Genomic DNA, 22,167 nt, shown 5'->3' on the forward strand with positions numbered 1-22,167 from the left:
CGCGGTTTGGGTTGGCGTATTTTAGCAATCCCGTTACCGGGAAAAGTTGATCCAGCCGAGCCTGCGATAAGGCTCGGAAACCAGCTACAAATACTGTGACTCAGAACATGTGTTTCATCGCCAGAGTCACCAGCTTGTCGTCATACTCCGTATAACCTCCTGCGTCGGTAAAATCGCCGTCCAGATAGGTGGTTATCAAGCTGAACGTGGTGCTTTTGGAAGCTCGATAGTCCAACCCCAAAGACGCCTGCCAACTGGAGGCATCTGTCACACTGGCTTTATCAGCCAGGCTGGATGCCACCTTGCCATTGCCTGAGTTGTCATACAGATATTGCGCCTTGAAACTGTATTGCTGCCAAGGGATCTCCATGCTGGCAAGCAAACTGTTGCCACTGAGATTTTGATATTTCTGCGACTCGGCATGCTGATACATAAACCCCAACTTGGCACCGGCCAAGCGAGCACCGGCAACGGCTCGTACGGCATCCAAGGCATTGAGACTATCGGCATAGGCCAGCGCCAGATACCAGGCATGTTGTTTCAATTTGGCATCACCCGCTGTCAGGCTCAGTGCATAATTGCCGTTTGAGCCATTTTGCTCCGGCAGATTATCGGCAAATTGATAGCTCACGCCCAGCTGCACTCCATACCATTTGGGTGAGTAATAAGTAGCTGAATCTCCCAGGCGGTCATTCCCGGCGATAATTTTTGCCATATCACTGGAAGTGATATTGAATAAATCCACCTTACCTTCCGTCTTTTTAAACACAGTATCATTACGACCAAATACCAGTGTACCCAATTGGCTTTCGACACCCAGATAAGTATTACGGGATTTAAACAGCGAAGAAGTATCAAAGTAGCCGCCGTTATTACCAAATTCCATCACATAAACAATATTGATATTGTCGTTGAGTTTTTCTTTACCCTTGATACCGATAAAGGAGGCATAGTTTTCCAGATAAGCACCGTTTTCCTTTCTATCTGACAGTAAACCGCTGTCCGAGTGACTCACCCCAAGCCAAGCCCGGCCATAAAAGTCGGGTGCAGCCTGGCTGACCAGCGGCAACAGCGAGCAGGTAATTCCAGCAAGAATCGTTTTTCTTAGGTTCATCATTTTGTCTCTTTATATTTATGAGTTGAGATATGAGTTAGTGCCGAAATATAGTAAAAACTTTTATACCCATTTGAGCATTGACTGGATCACACACTCATAACAGAGGCATCATTTTCAATTTTATTGAAAATGAATTAAGCGAATTCAAAACCATGAATTAAGAAAACTTGAAACCTATTTCAACAATTAATAACGCGACATCAAACTTGAGCCGCCTCACCTTTTTTTACATTTTATTTGCTCATGCTAATAACGAATCCAATAACAAATATTTTAGGGAGCAATATGAAACTCACTTATCTCAGCGGTCTGCTGGCCTGTTGCCTTTTCGGTGCAGCCGGAGTGCAGGCGGCACCTCAGGATCTAGGCAAATTTCACAGCGACAGCCAGCAAGGCTGCAAAACCTGCCATGTTTCGCCTAACAAGATTGACGACAGCGAGGCCCATGAAAATCAACAGTGCCGCAGCTGTCACGGAGACTACAGTGACCTGAAGAACCCAGCCCTGGAGATAGATCCCCACGGCTCTCACCTGGGTGATATCGCCTGTACCAGTTGTCACAAGGGGCACGAAGCACCCAAATTTTACTGCAATGAATGCCACTCTTTTGAACATAAACCCATGCCCTTTGCCGATGTCAAAGCCAAACCTGCCTGGGACAAAGAATGGGATCAGCAAAAAATTCAGCAGGCTATCGCCGCGGGACCAAAACAAAGCACAGATGTGGTGGTAATAGGTGCCGGCAGTGCCGGCTATAACGCTGCCATCAGCGCCAAACAGGCCGGGGCCAAGGTGGTATTGCTGGAAAAAGCCCCCTTCTCCGGCGGCAACTCCATGCTGGCGGCCGGTGGCTATAACGCCGTGGGTACCAAACAACAAGCCGCCCACAAGGTGGACGACCAAGTGGCTTGGTATGTGGAAGATACGATGAAAGGCGGTCGCTACGCCAACGATCCCAAGTTGGTTCAAATTCTGGCGCAGCAGTCAGCCGATGGTATCAAATGGCTTGAATCCCTCGGCGCCAATATGGATGACCTCAAACGCTCCGGCGGCGCCCGGGTGGACAGGACACACAGACCATCGGGCGGGCTCAGCGTCGGGCCACATATCATAGATGTACTGCGTAAGGCCGCAGACAAAAATCAGGTGGAAACCCGCCTCAATTCACGGGCAGTGAAACTGGTAGTGAATGACGAGCAGCAGATACTCGGGGTAGTGATCCACGGTAAACACTCTGGCTATTACATGTTGGGCGCCAAATCCGTGGTGCTGGCAACCGGTGGCTATGGCATGAACAAAGAGATGATCGCCTACTATCGCCCAACCTTTAAAGGCATGACCAGTTCCAACAATATTACCGCAACCGGCGATGGCATCGAAATGGCCAAGTCCATAGGCGCCAGCATGACAGATATCGACTGGATCCAGGCACACCCAACCATAGGCAAAGACAGCCGCATCTTAATCTCTGAAACCGTGCGCGGTGTCGGGGCTATCATGGTCAACAAGGATGGCAAACGTTTTATCAACGAGTTGACCACCCGCGACCGGGCATCGGATGCCATTCTCAAGCAACCCGAACAGTTTGCCTGGTTGGTGTTCGACAACCAACTGTACAAAAAAGCCAAAATGGTACGCGGCTATGATCACCTTAAGATGTTGAAAAAGGCCGATAATGTAGCCGAGTTGGCCAAACTCACCGGCATGCAACCTAAGGCACTGGAGCAAACAGTGAGTAGTTACAACCGCTCTTTCAAAGTCGGCAAAGACAGCGAATTCAACCGTGAAAATATGCCGCTTGATCTGACTCAGGCTCCCTTCTATGCGGTGAAAGTTGCTCCTGGCATTCATCACACCATGGGTGGGGTCGCCATAGATGAGAAAGCCGAGGTACTGAACCTGCAAAGCTGGCCCATCAAAGGCCTGTATGCCGCCGGAGAGGTGACGGGTGGGGTACATGGCTACAACCGTCTGGGCGGTAATGCGGTGGCCGATACGGTTATCTTCGGTCGTATCGCGGGTAAGAATGCTGCCGACAACGCGTTGGCCAAATAGGCTCCCTGCAAAGAGTGCCCTCGGCACTCAGAGCCGGCTCACTCCCCAACACACTAAGGACACACAGATATGAAGCATAAGTTCAAGAGCAAGTTACTGCTGTTGGCCCTGGGCTGTACCCTGAGCTTCGGCAGTTGGGCAGAGACATTGAAAGTGATCACTTCCGGCGGTTTTGCCGGCACCCTGACCGCGATGGAGAAGCAGATAGAACAGGATACCGGGCTGGATTTGATCATCTCCTATGGCTCGTCATCCGGTGGTGCCCATGACTCCATTCCGGAGCGGCTCAAACGCAACGAAGCGTTCGATGTGTTGATCCTGTCCCAAAGCTCACTCAACAAGCTGACAGAAAAGGGCTATGTGCGCAGTGACAGCCACAGGGATCTGGTACGTTCCCGCATAGGCATGTGCGTTAAAGCGGGCACAGCCAAGCCGGACATCAGCACAGAGGAAGCTTTTATCAAGGTGCTGCAACAAGCCGATTCAATAGGTTACTCGGCCAGCGCCAGTGGCACTTATCTGGCCAGCAAACTCTGGCCCGAGATGGGGCTGTGGCAGATGATAGAACCCAAGAGCAAAAGGGTTTTGAGTGAAAGGGTCGCCACCGTGGTCGCCAGAGGAGAATTACAGATAGGTTTTCAGCAGATAAGTGAAATACTGCCTATCGCAGGCGCCGAATTTGTCGGGCCGATCCCGGACAAATTCCAGAAGGTAACCACCTTCTCGAGCGGCATCACCCAAAGCAGCCTGCAACCTGAAGCAGCCAAACGTCTTATTGACTACCTGGCCTCGGATAAACCTTATGTACTCAGCAGCATACGCCACTCAGGGCTGGATCCTGTGGCAGCAGAGTAAATTATCCCCAAAGCACCAATACCGCGGCCAGGGCAATCAGTACCAGGCCGCCCATATCCTTGACCTTGACCCGCTGCTTGAGCCAAAGGCTGGAGATCAGCATCATAAAGAAAACTTCCACCTGCCCGAGCGTTTTCACATAAGGCACGGCCGTGAGCGACATGGCGCTGAACCAACCTATGGAGCCCAGACAACTGCTGATACTGATGGCCAGGGTCAACCTGGGCCTGTGCCAGAGTTTTTTAAGGGTTTCTTTATCTTTGATAAGAAGCCAGGCTAGCAGCAACAAGGTCTGCAGCAGAATAACCAACAAGAGTACCCAGGCGGCGCGGTGAGGAAATGGCAAGCCCAGCACCAGGCTTGCTTCCCGAACCCAGAGCGAAGTCAGCGCAAAGGCGCTGCCGCACCCCAACCCCAGCAGCAGCGTCTTGAAGGACAAGCCTTTGCGCCCGCCTTGGGTACTGAGCAGAAAGACTGCCACAGTACCGACAAGTACCCCCAGCCAGCCGGTGACAGTCAGCGCCGTGCCGAAGAACAGACTGCCGAGCACGGCCGCGACCAAGGCTTCACTCTTGGCCAGTCCGGCGCCGACGGCGAAATTCTGCAATTGGAACAGTTTTACCATCAGGGCGGTCGCGAGGATCTGCGCCAAGGCCGCCCCTATGATGTACTGCAGCGCGCCATGCCCAAGCTGCGGCAATCCTGCGTCCTGCCAGGCATAAAGTGACAACAGATACACAGCAGCCAACGGCCCAGCATAAACAAAACGCGCTAGCGTCACCCCGACAACATTGACATCGCGACTGAGACGGCTCTGAAACGCGTTGCGCCACGCCTGCATAAAGGCAGCCATCAGGGTAAAGAAGATCCACATGGGTGGCTTGTCCTTAAAATTTGCGCCCGAGAATGCTTGCCTGATGAACCGCAAGCCATGACTGAAACGAAAAACGCCCGCGATTGCGGGCGTTTGAGACTAACACGCTAGCCAGGTGATTCGCTATTCCACCAAAGGCGCAGCTTGCAACAGCTTATGCAAGGTTAACCAAGCGCTTGGCTCAGCGACTGGTATCCAGCGCCGGGAAAGACTTCACCAGATCATCAACGGCCTTCATCTGGCTCAGATATCCTTCCAGTTGCTGCAGTGGCAAGGCACAAGGGCCATCACACTTGGCATTGTCCGGGTCCGGGTGCGCTTCAATAAACAGCCCGGCCAGTCCCAGCGCCATACCGCTGCGGGCCAGTTCGGTTGCCTGGGCACGACGACCACCGGCAGAATCTTCACGGCCGCCAGGGCGCTGCAGCGCATGGGTGGCATCGAAGATCACCGGGTAGCCGGATTGCTTCATCTCATCCATGCCCAGCATGTCCACCACCAGGTTGTTATAACCAAAGCAGCTGCCACGCTCACAGAGAATGATCTCATCATTACCCGCTTCGTTGAATTTCTTGATGATATGCCGCATCTCATGGGGCGCCAGGAACTGAGGCTTTTTCACATTGATGATAGCCCCTGTCTTGGCCATGGCCACCACAAGATCTGTCTGGCGCGCCAGGAAGGCCGGCAACTGGATGATGTCGACCACTTCGGCCACAGGCGCGCACTGGTAGGGCTCATGTACATCGGTAATCAATGGCAGCTTGAAGGTGTCCTTTATTTCCTGGAAGATTTTCAAACCTTCTTCCATGCCTGGGCCACGATAGGAGTTGACGGATGAGCGGTTGGCCTTGTCGAAGGAGGCCTTGAACACATAAGGGATCCCCAGCTTCTGAGTGACTTCCGCGTAGGTTTCGGCAATGGTCATCGCCAAGTCCCGCGACTCGAGTACATTCATGCCACCGAACAGCACAAAGGGCTTGTCATTGGCTATCTCAATAGCCCCCAGATGTATGGTTTTATTACTCATCGCAACTTCTCTCTTGAATGCCGCTCATGCGGCGTTAACTTAAATCAGCCGGCCACGGCCTGCAGCAACTGGCCACAGAGCCAGGCCATATAAGTGCCTAAAGCATAGCCGAATACCGCCAGCAGTACACCTACGGGTGCCAGTGCCGGATGGAAGGCCGCAGCCACTACGGGCGCAGACGCCGCGCCGCCAACGTTGGCCTGGCTGCCCACCGCCATGTAAAACAGCGGTGCACGGATAAGCTTGGCCACCAGCAGCATCAATCCCGAATGCACCAGCATCCAGATAATGCCCACCAGGAAGTAAATCGGCGTATCCAGAATTTGGGATACATCCATATGCAAACCGATTGTAGCCACCAGTATGTAGAGGTAGGCCGAGGCTATCTTGGAGGCTCCGGCCGCTTCCAAATGACGGGCCGGGCTGAATGACAACAGCAAACCTATGGTGGTCACTATCACCACCAGCCAGAAGAATCCAGAGGTCAGACTGTATTGCTCGGTCCAGGGATAGTTGGTTGCAAACCAGGGAGCCAGCAGGTCGGCGCCGACATGGGCCAGACCGGTAATACCAAAGCCCACAGCCACTATCAGCATAATGTCGCGCAGGCTGGGAATGCGGGCGTTTTCGGCATGATATTGCTCCACCTTGGCCTTGAGGCTTTCAATGGCGCTGGTATCTGCACCTGTCTTGGCATCTATCTCCTTGGCCCTGGATGCCATAAACAGCAGCACGGCCATCCAGATGTTGGCGACTATCACATCGACAGTGACCATCACGGAGAAGATATTGCCGCCCACTTCATAAATCTCTTTCATCGCCGCCTGGTTGGCACCACCGCCAATCCAGCTGCCGGCGAGTGTCGTCATGCCGCGCCAGACTGCGTCCGGGCCGTGGCCAGCGGTCAATGTCGGGTCGATTGCCGACATGATAAGCAGGGCAATCGGGCCACCTATGACAATGCCCATGGTGCCGGTCAAAAACATCACTACCGCCTTGGGACCCAGCCCCAGAATGGCTTTGAGGTCGACGCTGAGGATCAACAATACCAAACAGGCAGGCAGCAGATAACGGGACGCCACATAGTAAAGTTTGGAGGTACTGCCATCGACAATCCCAAAGGTATTGAGCAAGGATGGCAGGAAGTAACACAGCAACAAGGCCGGGATGAAACGGTAAAACTTTTGCCAGAAAGGATGACTGCTGCTGTTGGTATAAAAAACGAAGCCGAGAATGGCGGCCAGAATGCCGAGCGCGGTGGCGTCATTGGTCACCAACGCAGTCATTTCAGTGGCCGCCTGTGAGGTACTGCTCATAGGTCCTATCTCCCTTGCGATTGCAATTTATTGTTTTATTTTAATATTTATATTTTTCTCACTGCCCTCACGGGCAGGTTCAATGGAAGGTTTGAGGGTCGTCTCCCAATTCTCTGAGTTGCATCTTCACCAGTTCGACCACGGGGTCGTGCGGGCTGTTGTCGACAAAATACTGCAGATCGGCGCTGGCGACATGAATCGCCCCCAGTTGCTGGGCAATAAAGGCGCGCTCCCGGTGCAGGCTGAGATCGTCGGCATGCCATTCAAGCAGCAAATTGCAGCACTCCATCGCGACTTCAAATTCATGGGCGACTATGGCGCCGGCCTTGAGTTCATGCAGCATGCGGGTCATCAGCCTTTGGGTGCCAACCGGCTTGAGGTAAGACGCCTTCAGCGGTGCACTGTTGCCAAGCTCGCCGCGAACCAGGGCATGCAAGCGCTCTTTGCTGAGGCGCTCCCCCCGAAGCGGGTCGAGATAGATGAGTTCACCGGCCACGTGGCAGGCCAGCACTGTGGTGCCCGGCAGCAGTACAGGGTCGAATTTCAAGTCCAGCTGTTTGCCAAGCAACATAAGCACAGTTGCCAATGTGGTGCTGTTCCCCTGGCGGCTGAGAATACACTGGCCGAGATCGGCCGCCTGCCGGGAAAAATAATCTTCTCTGGGGGCAAACCCCAGATCCTTGTAAAACCAGTTCAGCAGCGCCTGAAAGCGCCGCTGCTGATCGACCAGATAATGGCTGAGCACTGAGCCGGACAGTTCCAGCCAGGCCCAGTTGGCCTGTTTGGCCAAGCCAAAGCCCAGATGTTGGCAAAGCTCAAATGCCGACTCGGGCAGAGAGAGTTCGTCTTGCTTAAGAGAATATTGTTGCATTACCCCAGAATTACCGCTTGTTTGAAGTGTGCCAGTTTTGCCGCATAAACCACCCAGCCCAGAGCACCGAGGAAGGCGAAGATCCGGAAGATCAGATTACGGTTGGACTTGAGCGCCATCACGCCCAGCAGTATGTAAGCGACCACTGCGCCTATCTTCTCCGTCATCCAGGGATCGACGAAGGGATACTGCTTAATCATAAAACACAGAGTCAATCCGGACAGCAGCAGGAAAGTATCGATCACATGCGGACCTACCTTCAGCAGTTTCTTGTCCATAATGGCTGACTGACGCAGCTTAAGCACGAAACGCACAATGAACAGCAATACGCTGACGGCGATCAGGGTCATGTGCAGGTGTTTAACTGCCGGATACAGGCTGTAAAAAGTTTCCATCGGATAGCTATCTGTAGGTGAACAAAGGCGACAGTGTACCCTATCGCAGTGCTCAGCACCAAGGCCAAGCCGCTATCGAAAAGGCGGAATTATGACAGGAAATGGGGACGATATCGGCAGTTTTCAAGCCCGGGAGATAACCCCGGGCACAGACACTCAACCGGGCCAAAAACCCAGGGTGCATCTATCATTGGAGCCAAAGTCGCGCACTGTGGCCACCTGCTGATAACCTAGCTCGGCAAGTTTTTCCCTGAGGTTCACGGCCTGAGCATAACCATGCTCCAGCAGCAGATAACCGCCCGGCAGCAGGTGCTCCCTGGCATGGGCTGCGATATGGAACAGGTCGGCAAAGCCCTGATCGGCGGCGGTCAAGGCGCTGCGGGGTTCGAAGCGCACATCGCCCATCTCCAGATGCTCGTCATCCTCCTCGATATAGGGAGGGTTGGAAACAATCAGCTGGAACTTGCGCCCCTGAACCGCCGAAAACCAGTCGCTCTGGAGGATCTCCACCTGCGGCAGTTTCAAATTATCCCGGTTGGCACAGGCCAGCTCCACCGCGGCCTCGACCTTATCAACAGCAGTCACCTGCCAGCCTTGTCGCTCATGGGCCAGTGCCAGCGCGATAGCGCCGGTACCTGTGCCGAGATCCAGCACGGCGATATCATCTGAAAGCGGCAGGTTGAGCGCGGTTTCTACCAGAATTTCGGTGTCCGGGCGCGGAATAAGAGTGGATTCGTTGACGATAAAAGGCAGTGACCAGAACTCGCGCTCACCGACAATATGGGCCACGGGCACGCCTTGGCTGCGACGCTGTACCATCTGGGTGAACTGCTTGTGCTGCTCGGCCGACAAACTTCTTTCGGGCCAGGTATAGATAAAACTGCGGTTCTTGCCCAAGCAATGCAGCAACAGGGCTTCGGCATCTGCATGGGCAGACTCGGATGATGCGGCCAGCATAGAAGAGGCCCATTGCAGGGCCTCGGCAATATTGAGTTTAGTCACAGACAGTCCTTTTATTCGTCGGACAGAGCCGCCAGCATGTCGGCCTGATGCTCTTGCATCAAGGGCTCAAGCAGCTGCTCCAGGTCTCCTTCTATCACCTCGTTGAGACGATACAGTGTCAGGTTGATCCTGTGGTCGCTCACCCTTCCCTGAGGGAAATTATAGGTGCGGATCCGCTCGGAGCGGTCACCGCTGCCCACCAAAGAGCGACGGGTAGATTCTTCGGCGCTGCGGCGCTTTTCGTCTTCGGCCGCCTGCAAACGGGCCGCCAGCACGCTCAAGGCCTGAGCCTTGTTCTTGTGCTGTGAGCGCTGATCCTGGCATTCCACCACCAAGCCTGTGGGCAAGTGGGTAATACGAATCGCCGAGTCGGTTTTGTTAACGTGCTGACCACCGGCACCGGAAGAGCGGAAGGTGTCGATACGCAGCTCGGCCGGGTTGATTTCCACCGCCTGGGCTTCGGGCACTTCGTGCATAACGGCCACGGTACAGGCCGAGGTATGCACCCGCCCCTGGGATTCGGTTTCCGGCACCCTTTGTACCCTGTGACCACCGGACTCAAACTTGAGTTTGCCGTAGACACCGTCACCGCTGACCTTGGCAATCACCTCTTTGAAACCGCCATGCTCGCCCTCGCTGGCGCTCATGACTTCGACCTGCCAGCGCTGGCTCTCGGCATAACGGCTGTACATACGGAATAGATCACCGGCAAAAATAGCGGCTTCATCACCGCCGGCACCGGCACGGATTTCCAGAAAGGCGTTGCTGGCATCATTGGGATCTTTGGGCAACAGCAGAATTTGCAACTCGCCTTCCAGCTGCTCCAACTGAGCGCGGGCCGCCTTGATCTCTTCCTGAGCCATCTCTTTCAGCTCAGGATCTTCCTCGGCCAGCATCTCCTGTGCGGTTTGCAGATCCGCCTGCGCCTGCTGGTAGGCCTTAAAGCCTTTGACCACATCTTCAAGCTGAGCATATTCCCGAGACAGGGCTCTGAACCTGTCCTGATCCGCTATGACATCTGCGTCACTGAGCAGGGCCAATACTTCTTCATTACGCTCAAGCAAGCCTTCCAGCTTGCGGATAACGGATTCCTTCATTTAGCTCGCTAACCTTAGTGTTTATCCAAGCCGAGCGCGGTTCTCAATTGACCCAAAGCATTGAGATCACCCTGACGACTGGCTGCAGTCAGGGCCTGGGTCGGAGCATGTATCAGTCTGTTGGTCAGACGGTTAGCCAGTTCCAGCAGCACCTGCTCTGTGTCTGCTCCCTGCGCCAACTTGTTCATTGCCCGTTCAACCAGCTCATCTTTAATCGCCATGCTCTGGGTACGATATTCGCGAATGCTGTCGACCGATTCCAGTGAGCGAACCCACTCCATAAACTGGTGTGAATGCTCTTCGGCAATGACTTCCGCTTGCTCGGCGGCCTCTCTACGGGAGGCCATATTCTGTTCGATTATGCTTTGCAGATCATCGACCGTGTACAAGAAAGCATCGTCCAAATCACCGACTTCTGCCTCAATATCACGGGGAACCGCTATATCAACCAATAACATAGGTTGATGGCGGCGCTGCTTAAGCGCTTTTTCTACCATGCCCTTGCCCAGGATGGGCAGCGGACTGGCGGTAGAGGATATCACGATATCGGCCTTGGGGAGAAAATCTGGTATCTGCTCCAGGGTAATCGCCTGGGCATTGAACTCTTCGCACATGGCTTCGGCGCGGGAAATGGTGCGGTTGGCCACCACCATGCTGGTGACGCCGTTTTCCTTCAGGTGGCGGGCAACCAGTTCTATGGTTTCACCGGCGCCAATGAGCAGCACCTTGGTCGCAGCCAGAGAAGAGAAGATATGTTTGGCCATGCTGACGGCGGCAAAGGCAACGGAAACCGCCGCTGTGCCGATTTCCGTTTCGGTGCGCACCTTCTTGGCCACGGCAAAAGTATTTTGAAACAGACGATCCAGTGTCAGTGCCACTGTGCCGGATTCCTTGGCCTTGGCAAACGCCTGTTTGACCTGACCGAGGATCTGCGGTTCGCCCAGCACCAGAGAGTCGAGCCCGGATGCAACCCGCATCAGGTGTTGCACCGCGGGTTGACCACAGTGTTGGTACAGGCAAGGGGCCACCTCTTCATGGCTCAGGCCATGATAGTCTTCCAACCAACGCACTACCTGCTCGGCATTTTCCGTGTTGCAGTAAAGCTCGGTGCGGTTACAGGTGGAAACGATGACGGCTTCCCCGCTCTGAGTCTCCTTGGCCAGGCTGCGCATGGCTTCATGGATCTTGTCCGGGGCAAAGGCAACTTTCTCACGCAGGTCAACAGTGGCGGTTTTATGGTTTATACCAATTGCTACAAGGCTCATCTGAACTCGTTCTGGACTCTTGGCGTCGCTGTAGGATGCGGCCATTCTACTGAATTGGCCACCTTAAAAACAGAATACGCTTAACAAAACCGAATAAAGGTCTAACTTCTCAACCAATTTATCAATTAAGCTGAACAGGCGCTGGCAAAAGCCATAAGGGCGACACCACAGGGGTCGGCGCTTATTGGTATTCTGCCAAAGCCCTCGTATCATAGGCGGCCAACACAGTGAACAACAGATGATTATTTTGAAGTACTTCACAAAAACCTGTTTTACACCTCTGTCGACCCTACGTCTGCTGTTGCCCCTGCTGCTCCTTGGCCTGCTCAGCGCCTGTAGCAGCCTGCCCGATGCCCGCTGGCAGGCGACTCAAGTCAAGCACGCCGACCAAGCCAAGGCCTGGGAGCTGAAAGGCAAGCTGGCGGTAAAAACTCCCGAGGAAAAATTCAGCACCAATCTTTATTGGCTGCACACCCCAACGACAGAAGAGCTGAGACTCACCACCATGTTGGGCACCAGTGTGATGCTGCTGAAAAGTGGCCCGGAGGGCGCCTTACTGGAGTTGGATGGTGAAGTCTATCGCGACCGAGACCCGCAGCGTTTACTCGATGGCCTCAGCAGTTGGAGTATACCCCTTAACGCCCTGCCCCGCTGGGTGCTTGGCCTCAGCGCCGCCGACACTGAACTCGTGCTCACAAATAATGACGATAAACCCCAGAGCCTGGAAGATGGCAGCGTCAGCCCTCCGTGGCAAGTGAAGTATCTCAGCTGGCAGCAACAAAGCGGTGCCGATATTCCGCGCCTTCTTAAACTCAATCGCGGCGCACTCGAACTCAAGATCCAGTTAACCGAGTGGCAGGCACTCGAAGCCCAGAGCACACTCACCACCAAGGAAAGCCAGCAGCCATGAGTTCTCTAGACCAAACATCCAAACCCAATAGTCTTTCGCTTGGCTGGCCGGCCCCGGCCAAGCTTAATCTGTTTTTGCATATCAATGGTCGCCGGGAAGATGGCTACCATGAACTGCAGACCCTGTTTCAGTTTCTCGACCATGGTGACCTGTTGGACTTTAAAGTCACCGCCAATGGCGAGCTCAAACTGCACTCCAATCTCGGCGCTGCTGTCCCGGATAGCGATAACTTAATTCTCAAGGCCGCAAAATCATTGCAGCAAGCCAGTGGTTGTAAACTGGGAGCCGAGATCTGGCTCGACAAGAAACTGCCCATGGGCGGCGGTCTGGGGGGCGGCTCGTCGGACGCGGCCACCACTCTGGTGGCCCTCAACGCCCTGTGGCAAACCGGCCTGAGTGAAACTGAACTTGAGCAAATTGGTTTAAAACTCGGCGCTGATGTTCCTGTTTTCATTAACGGTTTGGCGGCCTTTGCCGAAGGGGTCGGCGAAAAACTTCAGCCGGTGGAACCGGCCGAACCTTGGTATCTGGTGCTGGTTCCCGAGGCCCATGTCTCCACTGAAAAAGTGTTCCATGATCCTGATTTGCCAAGAGATACTCCTAAGCTTTCTCTGGAGCAACTGCTGAGCGCCCCTTGGCAAAACGACTGTCAGGCACTGGTATGTCGCCATTACCCTCAAGTTGCCAAGGCCTTGGGCTGGCTGCTAGAATATGCGCCGTCCAGAATGACCGGAACCGGTGCCTGCGTGTTCGGGGAGTTCGAAAAACAGCAACAAGCTCTCGATTGTCTGGCACAGCTGCCACCATCTTTCAAAGGCTTTGTTGCCAAAGGGATAAATAGATCGCCGCTTCAGAGTCGACTGGCTCGCCTCTGAACAGTTTCTTCCGGGATGAAGCGGTCCGCCGTTTTTTGTCCCAGCCACTAAAATAAAGCAAACGCCTGAGGTTCTTACAGTGCCCGACATCAAGCTCTTTGCTGGGAACGCTACCCCCAGTCTCGCCAAAAAGATAGCCGACCGTCTTTTTTGTAAACTCGGAGACGCAGAGGTAGGCCGTTTCAGCGATGGTGAAATCAGTGTCCAGATAAACGAAAATGTACGTGGTGCTGATGTGTTTATCATTCAGTCCACCTGCGCACCAACCAACGACAACCTGATGGAGTTGATCGTAATGGTTGATGCCCTGCGCCGCGCTTCAGCCGGCCGTATCACAGCCGTTATCCCTTACTTTGGTTATGCCCGTCAGGACCGTCGTGTCCGCAGTGCCCGTGTACCCATTACCGCCAAAGTGGTTGCCGATTTCCTCTCCAGCGTGGGTGTCGACAGAGTACTGACCTGTGACCTGCACGCCGAGCAGATCCAGGGCTTCTTCGATGTACCGGTAGACAACGTCTTCGGTAGCCCAGTGCTGCTGGAAGATATGCTGGCCAAGAAACTGGACAACCCAGTTGTTGTTTCCCCCGATATCGGTGGTGTTGTTCGCGCCCGCGCCGTAGCCAAACTGCTCGACGACTCAGATCTGGCGATCATCGACAAGCGTCGCCCACAGGCCAACGTGGCTCAGGTAATGCACATCATAGGTGACGTTCAAGGCCGTGACTGCATCATAGTTGATGACATGATCGACACAGGTGGCACTCTGTGTAAGGCTGCTGAAGCCCTGAAAGAACACGGCGCCAACCGCGTCTTTGCTTATGCGACCCACCCGGTATTCTCCGGCAATGCCGCCAGCAACATAGTAAATTCAGTGATTGACGAAGTCATAGTCACTGACACTGTGCCTTTGAGCCCAGAAATGCTCAAAACAGGCAAAGTGAGCCAGTTGACCATGTCAGCGGTACTGGCCGAGGCTATCCGCCGCGTCAGCAACGAAGAATCTATCTCTGCCATGTTCCAGCACTAAGCTGACATGCAGAGTTAACAAGAAACGCACCTTAGGGTGCGTTTTTTATGCTTGATATCTGGGTTGCCATAATATGGCCCATCAGCTGCGGGGTGGATAGGCAGGAAGCCTGAATACCGTGAAGAGCAGGATGTTCGAGAACGGCCCTTTCGCACAGGCGATACGGTGACATGGCGAGAGTTGCATAGCAACACCACGACTTTAGGCCACTGGCACAGTGGCTAGCATTGCTTTAAGCCTTAAATCCCTCGTCAATACTTGCCGGGCTTTTGTCCACAGATGTAACCCATCACCTGCGGTGCGCCTTTCGCACAGGCGATCCTGTGACACGCTGTAAACCCATCCCTGGGCGCTCGACGAAAACGTCCCTGTTTTCGACGGTCACAGTTCCGCCGGTGCCTGGAATTAGGCGTATATCTGCAGATCTATCAAATATTTCAAGCTACTCAGGGCTAACAGAATTGCACTATTCCCCCTCGGTGTCGCCGACAGCCGTTGGCGCAAATAACGTGGCTAAGGAGTTCCTCTCGGGAAATAATAGCTATCACAATTAGCGAAATAATGATTGGCGAAATACCAGAGTCACTTGTTAAGTATCCTTAGACCCAATACCTCCCCATGACTAGAATCGGCAACCATATTGAACTTGACATAATTAGTGAGCTTGTTAATAGGAATATTAAAGAAAAAGCAAAATAATGACCTGCAAAGACTCGAGCATCACTTACAGGGTGCAGCCTTACTGCAAGAATCATCACACGGCTTAACTCTTTAATTTTAACTATTTGGCATTCTATCCAAAGTTTCATGGGCTTAATCATGATGAGGATACATGTAAAGGCTACTTCTACACCAGCAACATCCATAAACAAGAGCAATTCAGGTATAAATGGAGTAAGAGCTAATATGATTAGCAGCATCAAAATTTTTTTGCTTTTAGGACTAAATTTAAAACCTTCCACAATATTCCCTTCCTTGGGGGTTACCTAGAAATAATGATTCCCTGTGCAAGTGTCGGACTCCAAAATCAAAATAAGGACACTCATAATTCTTGCTCAGCTAATGCTGGGTGTCTATGTTGTTGCCAGCACTTCTCTATCTGTCCATTAATAATGGGTGTCTTTGTTATTTTTTGTTATTTTGTTAACTGTTTTGTATTTGCTGATTATAGAATTCACAGCGTTCCTCTAAGCCCATAGACTTTGCAGCATCTTTGAGCTTTACCCAAATTTCTTCTGGAGGCTTACTTGTTGCCTCAAGTGCTGCTTCTTCTAGCATATCCAGTGCTAGTTCTAGCTCGTTGTGATCAAGGTATTCATCGTACTCTGCGATATATTTGCCAACACCCGGGCATTCACAAAGAACTGCACGAGCCTCACTCAACAAAGCGATAGTAATCTTCCACTTTTTTTCCAATTCTTCTCTGAAGCTCATATGACAGTTAACGCCGCGTTAAGTGGTGAGCAACGCAGACCACCTAACTTAAACCATTGTGCCGTAAACACTAAAACTGAAGTAGAAGCAAAAGTGCCAAGCGTTGTGAATCCCTCTTAAATTGCTTGTATGGATAATAACCAAGCCAAAAGGGTAAAGTGAGACCCAGGCTTTAGCGGCAACTAAAGCTTTCTATGTGGCAGTTCGGTTGAATGCTGGCTCCTCTGTCGAGAGACCGATAACAAACATGAACGCCTCATAGGACTCCAAGCATAAACCTCGAATAGTCGACTGGGTCTCGAACCCGCATTTCGCAAGCAAGAGTTAGCTTATTATGAATACAAACGCACTTCAAGACATTAATATTGGTGTTGATACCGGCAAATCACAGCTCGACATTTACATCCGTCCATTCGATGTCTTTTTTACCGTGCCAAACAACGAAAAGGGTATCAAACAAGCCTTAGCTACTATCAAAAAACACAACCCACAGCGTATCGTTATCGAAGCGACTGGGCGCCTAGAAATGCCCTTCGTGTTAGCGTGTACCGAGGCCAAGTTGCCTATTGTTCGTGCCAATCCTGTTCATATCAAACGCTTTGCCGGTGCTATTGGTCGTAGAGCCAAAAATGACCGCTTAGATGCACAGCTTATCGCCCATTATGGTGAAGCCATTAAACCTGATTTGACGGTCATAAAGGCTAAGAACATACGTTTAATGAGTGACTTAGTAATTCGCCGCAATCAGCTGCTCGCGATGCAGACCATGGAGAAAAATCGTATTCAAATTTTGCCTAAGCACCTACATTCGACAATGACACCCATCCTGACTGCGATAAAAAATCAGGTCTCAAAGATTGAAAATAAGCTTGTCAAACTCATCGAAGATTGCCCCGAATACCAAACTAAAAATACCCTCTTACAAAGTGTACCTGGTATCGGCAATATCGCCGCTGCGTCTATCATCAGCAATGTGCCTGAGTTAGGCTACATTACCAACAAGCAAGCGGCTTCACTCATCGGCGTCGCCCCTATTACACGTGAAAGCGGACGCTACAAAGGGAAACGAGTCATCCAAGGAGGCCGCGCACAGGTGAGAACCGTTTTGTACATGGCCATGATGTCAGCCATGCAATGTAATCCTGTTTTCAAGGACACTTACGCTCGATTACTCGAAGCTGGAAAACCAAAGAAAGTGGCGATTATTGCCTGCGTTCGCAAGATGGTGGTCATCCTAAACTCTATGCTTCGAGATGGCATCATGTGGGGCCAAAACATCGCCCAAAATAAAGGATTGACGCCATAGTCGTTTGTTAGCCGTAATTTGGAAACACTTTTTGTTTAAGCTTCCGCAATAATCGAGAATAAGATATTACTTGAGCATTCGGATGCATCCGATTCCAAGCAGCTTTAAATTCTCTAACCATTTCTGCTTCGGACTCTTCTTCCGTGCCTATCAGAATAATACCTCTAGGCTCACGAAAACCTTTAAGACCTAGTTCATCACGCAAATATGCTTGAGATTTTGATGCAGTATCGATGTAGCTAATTAATTGACAGATCCCCTTGTTAGAATCTGCGGAAAGATAGACTCTTTTACCTTTGTGAACAAAAGCGTTTTGGCGAGGGCCTTTTAACTCGAGAATAAACCACTGCAAACCATCACTATTTGCACCAGAAATGACGTAATCTGGAATCATTCCCCCTTTTGCGTCACCCGCAGAAGGGCGTAGCTCTAGTTTAGGGTATATCCAAGTTGCGTGGTGGCCTGTCGAAAACAAGAATGCGGTTAATGCTAATACTTCCGGATTGCAGGCAAAATACTTTTCAACTTCAGTTTCACTAGCCTTACCATTTACTAATGATTCAAACTCAAAGTACTGCTTTTCCGTAACGTCATGCTGCGATACATAATGTTCTTTTTTAGGCCAATGTTCAGGCCAATCTTCAAAAATGGATTCAACGCTTGCAGGTCTTATTTTTATCATCCAAATCTCCATTACGGCTAACGCCGCGTTAAGGGGCGCAGGCACGTACTACAAAAGTGACCGCATTACGCCTTAACCACTAAACAAACTGCAAACCGAAAATGCCACGCGTGCCAAGTCCCTCTTGAACGCTTTGTATGGATAATAACCAAGCCAAATGGGTAAAGTGAGACCCAGGCTTTAGCGGCAACTAAAGCTTTCTATGAAATCAAAATGGAGACACCCATAATTCTTGGCAGGTTTATCTCACCTTGTCTAGGCTTGAATGGAGCCTTTGAAAAGGAAAGGATGCCATGCCGAGGCCAAGATATGCTCAAGTCAGTCTTGAGGACACCCCCTTCTATCACTGCATCTCCCGCTGTGTACGTCGCGCCTTTCTATGTGGCGTTGATGATTATTCCGGCAAGAGTTATGAACATCGCCGTGATTGGGTTGAGTCGCGTCTATTGGAACTGGTGGCCGTCTTTTCCATTGACTTGTGTGCCTATGCAGTCATGTCCAATCATCTGCATTTGGTACTCAGAGTCGACTTGAAAACCGCCACTGAATGGACATTGGAGCAGGTTTTACAGCGTTGGCACCTGCTTTACAGTGGAACCCTGTTATCCCAGCGTTTTCTGCGCGGTGAAACACTTTCTGATATTGAATATCTCACCCTGCAACAAACCGCTGAAGTCTATCGCCAACGTTTGATGGATATCAGTTGGTTTATGCGGGCGCTCAATGAACCTATTGCCAGACAAGCCAATCGGGAAGACGGATGCAGCGGTCGCTTCTGGGAAGGCCGCTTCAAATCCCAGGCGCTATTGGATGATGCAGCCGTATTGGCCTGCATGGCTTATGTTGACTTGAACCCAATCCGCGCGGGAATAGCCAAAACCCCGGAGAACTCAGACTATACCAGCATTCAACGGCGGATACGGGCCGCGATGCAGGGCGAAAACACACCTGAGCTGTTCCCCTTTGTCGGCAATGAACGGCTGAACATGCCACAAGGATTGCACTTTGAAGCCAAAGATTATCTGCAACTGGTCGATGATACCGGGCGCATTATCCGCCACGACAAGCGCGGCCAGATTACTGCCGGCACAACAACCATTTTGAATCGTTTAAACATCCCCATCGACAACTGGCTCAAGTTAACGACTGATTTTAGCCGTCTATTCAAGGGGCCGGTTGGGACACTGGAATCTCTTACAGACTACTGTACTCACCTACAACGACGACGAAGGCAAGGGGCCGCTAATTGTCAGAAGTTGTTTAGCTGAATTCCCGAGGCTCCAAGATATTTCTCTCCAATCGAACTTTGTCCGACCTCCACCGTGTCTGAAATTCGACTTTTGCGCTCATTTCAATAACTGAATGGCCCTCAAAAGGTTTGAAAGATGATTTTCTCCCAGTGAAAACATCAGTGTTTCTGTGAACCAGGCAACTAGAGTCTTCACTCAGCTAATAATGGGTGTCTTTGTTATTTCTTGTCAAGGCTGATTTGAGTTCGGTGAGGGTGCGGCATAATAACCTCCTTGTTAAATGCCTAAACAAAGCATAGTCGGGGTTTACTTCCGTGCCATTAATACTGGGTGTCCATTTTTTACTCTGTGCAAGTGTCGGCCTCCAAAATAAGGACACTCATAATTCTTGCTCAGCTAATGCTGGGCGCCCATTGTTATCACCTTGTTATATATCAATTTATGTTTTTGATCTTATTAGGGAAAAACCGTCATCTACATGGATTCGAAAGTTATTATCGAAGCCACTTTTAATTGTAACGTCAGTTAGCGTACTACATAATTGCTCTTTAGGGCATAGTGAGTGGACAAGCTCAAAAACATATCCACCTTGTGCGAGGTAAATTGTGATTTCCTCGCTCATATTCAACCACACCACATAGTTTCCATCTATTTTAAGAAAAACAGTAGCTAGAGAACCACGTAAACCTACATCCCTAGTGATTTTTACTGGAATAGTCCGAGTTTCATCCGGCTTATATAGGTTTTGGTCGTATAATCTATCTTTAGGTGCGAGCTTTATATCCTCTGCTTTTGGAGGTTGAGTAGCACAACCTGAAAGCATTGCTGAAAGAATAATAAATGGTAATAGTGCTTTTTTCACAAAATATCCTTTTTCTATTTTATTTAATGTAACTGCCAGATGATAAAGGCATATAGACATAATGATTCCCTGTGCAGATGTCGGCCTCCGTGTTTTCTCGTGGATTAGTTAAACCAGAGCCACACTGTTTGTTGATCCAATAGGCAAACAATCACAAGAGGCCGACATGTCTAAAGCTAACACACTTTTTATCGGGTTGGACGTACACAAGGAGACCACTGACGTGGCCTGGGTTTCTGATAAGTCTGCTGAGACTGTGCATTACCATGGCACAATCCCAACCAACCTGCGTTTATTTGATAAACTCATTAAAAATCAGCAAGGCTCATGTGGCGAACACAAGTAATGCGAATAACCAAACTCGCGCGGTTCTATTCAAAAGAGTGCAAGGTCAACCGCCGACACTTACTCGCCAAAGTCCGACTGTCAGAGTGTCCTTACCGAAGATTTTTTGGGTCTCCGGTAAGGACACTTTTACCTATTTGACAAAGGGAATAATATCAACGCCCCAAGCAGCGGCGCGCGTTAGCGCGTCCAGCCCGCAGGGCGATGCTGCCTTTGTTTGTTATGTTTTTGAACATGCCAAGTCCTGCGCAACCGCCAACCTAACTTGATTCATTCTACTTAGCCTAAGCAGATAAGACTTTAGCTCGTGTCTCTGTGCTATTGTGCTCTTAGAGCCGTCGTACTTATCGATTTCTACGTCAACTACGTAAGTCCCACCTACCAACACTGTGTATAGGTCTTCGAGCTGCTCAGGGACGTAATGCAGAACATAAGAATTTATGTAGTCATGACCTTCAGACTCTAGTGCCATTCTTAACTTGGAATCACGGGCTTGAAGCGCCTCGTTGGATCGGATCAACTCTTCACGGAAGTCACTTTCCATTTTACTTCCAATAAGCTTCATTTACTCGATCCCTGTCGAAACATAACGCCCCGCGCATGCGCGCGAGCTTGTGAGCGTCGCAGGGGCCGCAGGCCCCGAATGACGCGGTTTGTTAGCTTTGTTTATTTTGTGGTAATTAATGTTGATGTTGGCCACAAGTAAACACCGTTATTTATGTAATATGACTTTAAAACGGTCATTTTACGCATTTTGAAAATAGCCGGTACGCCGCCAAATCGTTTCTCGAAAACTGCAACGGCTTTGAGTCTGCGCACACGCCAAACATAAAACTCAGAGCTGCCTTGCTTTAACTTTGCAGCTTCTTTGGTAGCAAACCTGTGAATCAAAGTTCTAAGTTGCCTCTGTGGTAAATTTTGCCACACAAACACACGAAGCAATGGGCTGCCTTTTTCCAATTTCCATATGCGATGCAGGTCGAATTACTCCGTAAAGCTAACAGCTGTATAGTGCGCATGCGCGTTTTAGTCCTCGGAGGAGTGTAAACGCGTATCGCTATCTGTTTGTATTAGCTGGATATAATACAATTTAGTCCAAATATCCCTTGCAGCCCAACGCGCATGCGCGGTTTCTAAACCTATTATCTACCAGCTGTATTTTTAACATTATGAATTTAATGTTATTTTCTAAAATGTTACAGAAATAACGCGCAAATTTCCGACATGTTGTCCAGAACGTCAATAATACTGTATAAAAATCAGTTATGAGGTGCTTGTCATGAGCACTTCAAGCCGCACAACCAAGGGCCCTACAACCAGGCCCTACAAAAAGCGTTAAGTAAAGCCATGGCTACCGCACGGGTCCAAACTCTGTTCGTCCCTGCATTCCGCTGAAAAAGGAAAAATGCTACTACCTCCAACCTTAAGCTTAAGGAAGTGCTAAAGCTAAGCGATTGAACTGGTTATACAATAGCCAGTACTGAATTTGAAAACAATTAGCCAAAGGTCAAGTTTTGACAAAGGCAACAAAACCCTGATTTGGTTTGTTTTTACAACAGAATTGACTGGGTTGGAACCCAAAACGACACGACTTTAAGC

General features: G+C 50.8%; 21 protein-coding genes. 7 read left to right on the top strand and 14 right to left on the bottom strand.

The genetic code is table 11. From position 1 onward, the window contains the following. Positions 1-100: 100 nt before the first annotated feature. The gene (locus ACWAU4_RS16550) at positions 101-1,117 is read right to left on the bottom strand and encodes a porin (protein WP_243756793.1); all 1,017 of its coding nucleotides are present in this window, start codon (positions 1,115-1,117) and stop codon (positions 101-103) included. A 285-nt stretch (positions 1,118-1,402) separates the two neighbouring features. On the opposite strand from ACWAU4_RS16550, the gene ACWAU4_RS16555 reads away from it, so the two are divergent. Continuing rightward, positions 1,403-3,172, top strand: coding sequence for a flavocytochrome c (locus ACWAU4_RS16555; RefSeq protein WP_028779725.1), 1,770 nt, complete (start codon positions 1,403-1,405; stop codon positions 3,170-3,172). 69 nt (positions 3,173-3,241) lie between these two features. Next, positions 3,242-4,027: a substrate-binding domain-containing protein gene (locus ACWAU4_RS16560; RefSeq protein ID WP_044734998.1), complete on the top strand. Its 786-nt coding sequence runs from the start codon at positions 3,242-3,244 to the stop codon at positions 4,025-4,027. Between the two features lies 1 nt (position 4,028). On the opposite strand, the gene ACWAU4_RS16565 is transcribed toward ACWAU4_RS16560, so the two are convergent. From ACWAU4_RS16565 to hemA, 8 genes are all read right to left on the bottom strand, one after another. Continuing rightward, on the bottom strand, positions 4,029-4,901 hold the full coding sequence (locus ACWAU4_RS16565; protein ID WP_208125005.1) for a DMT family transporter: 873 nt from the start codon (positions 4,899-4,901) through the stop codon (positions 4,029-4,031). Between the two features lie 181 nt (positions 4,902-5,082). Then, positions 5,083-5,931, bottom strand: coding sequence for a 3-deoxy-8-phosphooctulonate synthase (gene kdsA / locus ACWAU4_RS16570; RefSeq protein ID WP_025011695.1), 849 nt, complete (start codon positions 5,929-5,931; stop codon positions 5,083-5,085). A 44-nt stretch (positions 5,932-5,975) separates the two neighbouring features. Continuing rightward, positions 5,976-7,247, bottom strand: coding sequence for a DUF819 family protein (locus ACWAU4_RS16575; RefSeq protein ID WP_371872575.1), 1,272 nt, complete (start codon positions 7,245-7,247; stop codon positions 5,976-5,978). 79 nt (positions 7,248-7,326) lie between these two features. Further along, positions 7,327-8,118, bottom strand: coding sequence for a transglutaminase family protein (locus tag ACWAU4_RS16580; RefSeq protein WP_096140857.1), 792 nt, complete (start codon positions 8,116-8,118; stop codon positions 7,327-7,329). After that, positions 8,118-8,513 carry a SirB2 family protein gene (locus ACWAU4_RS16585; RefSeq protein WP_025889918.1) on the bottom strand — a complete coding sequence of 132 codons (396 nt, stop codon included), beginning with the start codon at positions 8,511-8,513 and terminating at the stop codon, positions 8,118-8,120. Before ACWAU4_RS16585 ends, ACWAU4_RS16580 begins: the two co-directional genes overlap by 1 nt. A 156-nt stretch (positions 8,514-8,669) precedes the next feature. Then, entirely contained in the window at positions 8,670-9,515 is an 846-nt protein-coding gene (gene prmC, locus ACWAU4_RS16590; protein WP_190532959.1) for a peptide chain release factor N(5)-glutamine methyltransferase, read from the bottom strand. A gap of 11 nt (positions 9,516-9,526) precedes the next feature. Then, positions 9,527-10,612 carry a peptide chain release factor 1 gene (prfA, locus tag ACWAU4_RS16595; protein WP_025011691.1) on the bottom strand — a complete coding sequence of 362 codons (1,086 nt, stop codon included), beginning with the start codon at positions 10,610-10,612 and terminating at the stop codon, positions 9,527-9,529. Between the two features lie 14 nt (positions 10,613-10,626). Then, positions 10,627-11,877: a glutamyl-tRNA reductase gene (gene hemA / locus ACWAU4_RS16600; RefSeq protein WP_028779720.1), complete on the bottom strand. Its 1,251-nt coding sequence runs from the start codon at positions 11,875-11,877 to the stop codon at positions 10,627-10,629. Between the two features lie 238 nt (positions 11,878-12,115). On the opposite strand from hemA, the gene lolB reads away from it, so the two are divergent. The 3 genes from lolB (at position 12,116) to ACWAU4_RS16615 (ending at position 14,689) form a co-directional block, all read left to right on the top strand. Then, positions 12,116-12,787 carry a lipoprotein insertase outer membrane protein LolB gene (lolB, locus tag ACWAU4_RS16605; protein WP_208125006.1) on the top strand — a complete coding sequence of 224 codons (672 nt, stop codon included), beginning with the start codon at positions 12,116-12,118 and terminating at the stop codon, positions 12,785-12,787. Then, positions 12,784-13,662: a 4-(cytidine 5'-diphospho)-2-C-methyl-D-erythritol kinase gene (ispE, locus tag ACWAU4_RS16610; protein ID WP_208125007.1), complete on the top strand. Its 879-nt coding sequence runs from the start codon at positions 12,784-12,786 to the stop codon at positions 13,660-13,662. Before lolB ends, ispE begins: the two co-directional genes overlap by 4 nt. 79 nt (positions 13,663-13,741) lie before the next feature. Beyond that, complete coding sequence (locus ACWAU4_RS16615) at positions 13,742-14,689, top strand: ribose-phosphate pyrophosphokinase (protein ID WP_028779717.1); 948 nt, start codon at positions 13,742-13,744, stop codon at positions 14,687-14,689. Between the two features lie 599 nt (positions 14,690-15,288). On the opposite strand, the gene ACWAU4_RS16620 is transcribed toward ACWAU4_RS16615, so the two are convergent. Together ACWAU4_RS16620 and ACWAU4_RS16625 are read right to left on the bottom strand one after the other, a co-directional pair. Next, positions 15,289-15,651, bottom strand: a complete 363-nt coding sequence (locus tag ACWAU4_RS16620) for a hypothetical protein (RefSeq protein WP_101060084.1) — start codon at positions 15,649-15,651, stop codon at positions 15,289-15,291. Positions 15,652-15,832: 181 nt separating this feature from the next. After that, complete coding sequence (locus ACWAU4_RS16625; protein ID WP_039034289.1) at positions 15,833-16,123, bottom strand: hypothetical protein; 291 nt, start codon at positions 16,121-16,123, stop codon at positions 15,833-15,835. A gap of 334 nt (positions 16,124-16,457) precedes the next feature. Here ACWAU4_RS16625 and ACWAU4_RS16630 point away from each other — a divergent pair, with 334 nt between their 5' ends. Continuing rightward, positions 16,458-17,429, top strand: coding sequence for an IS110 family RNA-guided transposase (locus tag ACWAU4_RS16630; protein ID WP_454290326.1), 972 nt, complete (start codon positions 16,458-16,460; stop codon positions 17,427-17,429). A gap of 7 nt (positions 17,430-17,436) precedes the next feature. On the opposite strand, the gene ACWAU4_RS16635 is transcribed toward ACWAU4_RS16630, so the two are convergent. Next, complete coding sequence (locus ACWAU4_RS16635; RefSeq protein WP_144218729.1) at positions 17,437-18,111, bottom strand: Shedu anti-phage system protein SduA domain-containing protein; 675 nt, start codon at positions 18,109-18,111, stop codon at positions 17,437-17,439. 293 nt (positions 18,112-18,404) lie between these two features. On the opposite strand from ACWAU4_RS16635, the gene ACWAU4_RS16640 reads away from it, so the two are divergent. Continuing rightward, on the top strand, positions 18,405-19,379 hold the full coding sequence (locus ACWAU4_RS16640) for a transposase (RefSeq protein ID WP_208125009.1): 975 nt from the start codon (positions 18,405-18,407) through the stop codon (positions 19,377-19,379). Positions 19,380-19,800: 421 nt separating this feature from the next. Here ACWAU4_RS16640 and ACWAU4_RS16645 read toward each other — a convergent pair whose 3' ends face one another. Further along, positions 19,801-20,283 carry a hypothetical protein gene (locus ACWAU4_RS16645; RefSeq protein WP_208164126.1) on the bottom strand — a complete coding sequence of 161 codons (483 nt, stop codon included), beginning with the start codon at positions 20,281-20,283 and terminating at the stop codon, positions 19,801-19,803. A 505-nt stretch (positions 20,284-20,788) separates the two neighbouring features. Beyond that, a complete protein-coding gene (locus ACWAU4_RS16650) occupies positions 20,789-21,133 on the bottom strand; it encodes a hypothetical protein (protein WP_071237174.1) in 345 nt (114 codons plus the stop codon). Between the last annotated feature and the right edge of the window lie 1,034 nt (positions 21,134-22,167).

Source organism: Shewanella sp. FeAMO (genome assembly GCF_053653955.1).

Bases quoted from the DNA above. Each gene is read 5' to 3' on its own strand.
- ACWAU4_RS16580 (WP_096140857.1), bottom strand. From the start codon at position 8,118: ATGCAACAATATTCTCTTAAGCAAGACGAACTCTCTCTGCCCGAGTCG.
- ACWAU4_RS16650 (WP_071237174.1), bottom strand. From the start codon at position 21,133: ATGAAGCTTATTGGAAGTAAAATGGAAAGTGACTTCCGTGAAGAGTTG.
- ACWAU4_RS16575 (WP_371872575.1), bottom strand. From the start codon at position 7,247: ATGAGCAGTACCTCACAGGCGGCCACTGAAATGACTGCGTTGGTGACC.
- ACWAU4_RS16635 (WP_144218729.1), bottom strand. From the start codon at position 18,111: ATGATAAAAATAAGACCTGCAAGCGTTGAATCCATTTTTGAAGATTGG.
- ACWAU4_RS16625 (WP_039034289.1), bottom strand. From the start codon at position 16,123: ATGAGCTTCAGAGAAGAATTGGAAAAAAAGTGGAAGATTACTATCGCT.
- ACWAU4_RS16565 (WP_208125005.1), bottom strand. From the start codon at position 4,901: ATGTGGATCTTCTTTACCCTGATGGCTGCCTTTATGCAGGCGTGGCGC.
- ACWAU4_RS16555 (WP_028779725.1), top strand. From the start codon at position 1,403: ATGAAACTCACTTATCTCAGCGGTCTGCTGGCCTGTTGCCTTTTCGGT.
- hemA (WP_028779720.1), bottom strand. From the start codon at position 11,877: ATGAGCCTTGTAGCAATTGGTATAAACCATAAAACCGCCACTGTTGAC.
- ACWAU4_RS16640 (WP_208125009.1), top strand. From the start codon at position 18,405: ATGCCGAGGCCAAGATATGCTCAAGTCAGTCTTGAGGACACCCCCTTC.
- ispE (WP_208125007.1), top strand. From the start codon at position 12,784: ATGAGTTCTCTAGACCAAACATCCAAACCCAATAGTCTTTCGCTTGGC.
- ACWAU4_RS16630 (WP_454290326.1), top strand. From the start codon at position 16,458: ATGAATACAAACGCACTTCAAGACATTAATATTGGTGTTGATACCGGC.
- ACWAU4_RS16560 (WP_044734998.1), top strand. From the start codon at position 3,242: ATGAAGCATAAGTTCAAGAGCAAGTTACTGCTGTTGGCCCTGGGCTGT.
- kdsA (WP_025011695.1), bottom strand. From the start codon at position 5,931: ATGAGTAATAAAACCATACATCTGGGGGCTATTGAGATAGCCAATGAC.
- ACWAU4_RS16550 (WP_243756793.1), bottom strand. From the start codon at position 1,117: ATGATGAACCTAAGAAAAACGATTCTTGCTGGAATTACCTGCTCGCTG.
- ACWAU4_RS16645 (WP_208164126.1), bottom strand. From the start codon at position 20,283: ATGTCTATATGCCTTTATCATCTGGCAGTTACATTAAATAAAATAGAA.
- prfA (WP_025011691.1), bottom strand. From the start codon at position 10,612: ATGAAGGAATCCGTTATCCGCAAGCTGGAAGGCTTGCTTGAGCGTAAT.
- lolB (WP_208125006.1), top strand. From the start codon at position 12,116: ATGATTATTTTGAAGTACTTCACAAAAACCTGTTTTACACCTCTGTCG.
- ACWAU4_RS16585 (WP_025889918.1), bottom strand. From the start codon at position 8,513: ATGGAAACTTTTTACAGCCTGTATCCGGCAGTTAAACACCTGCACATG.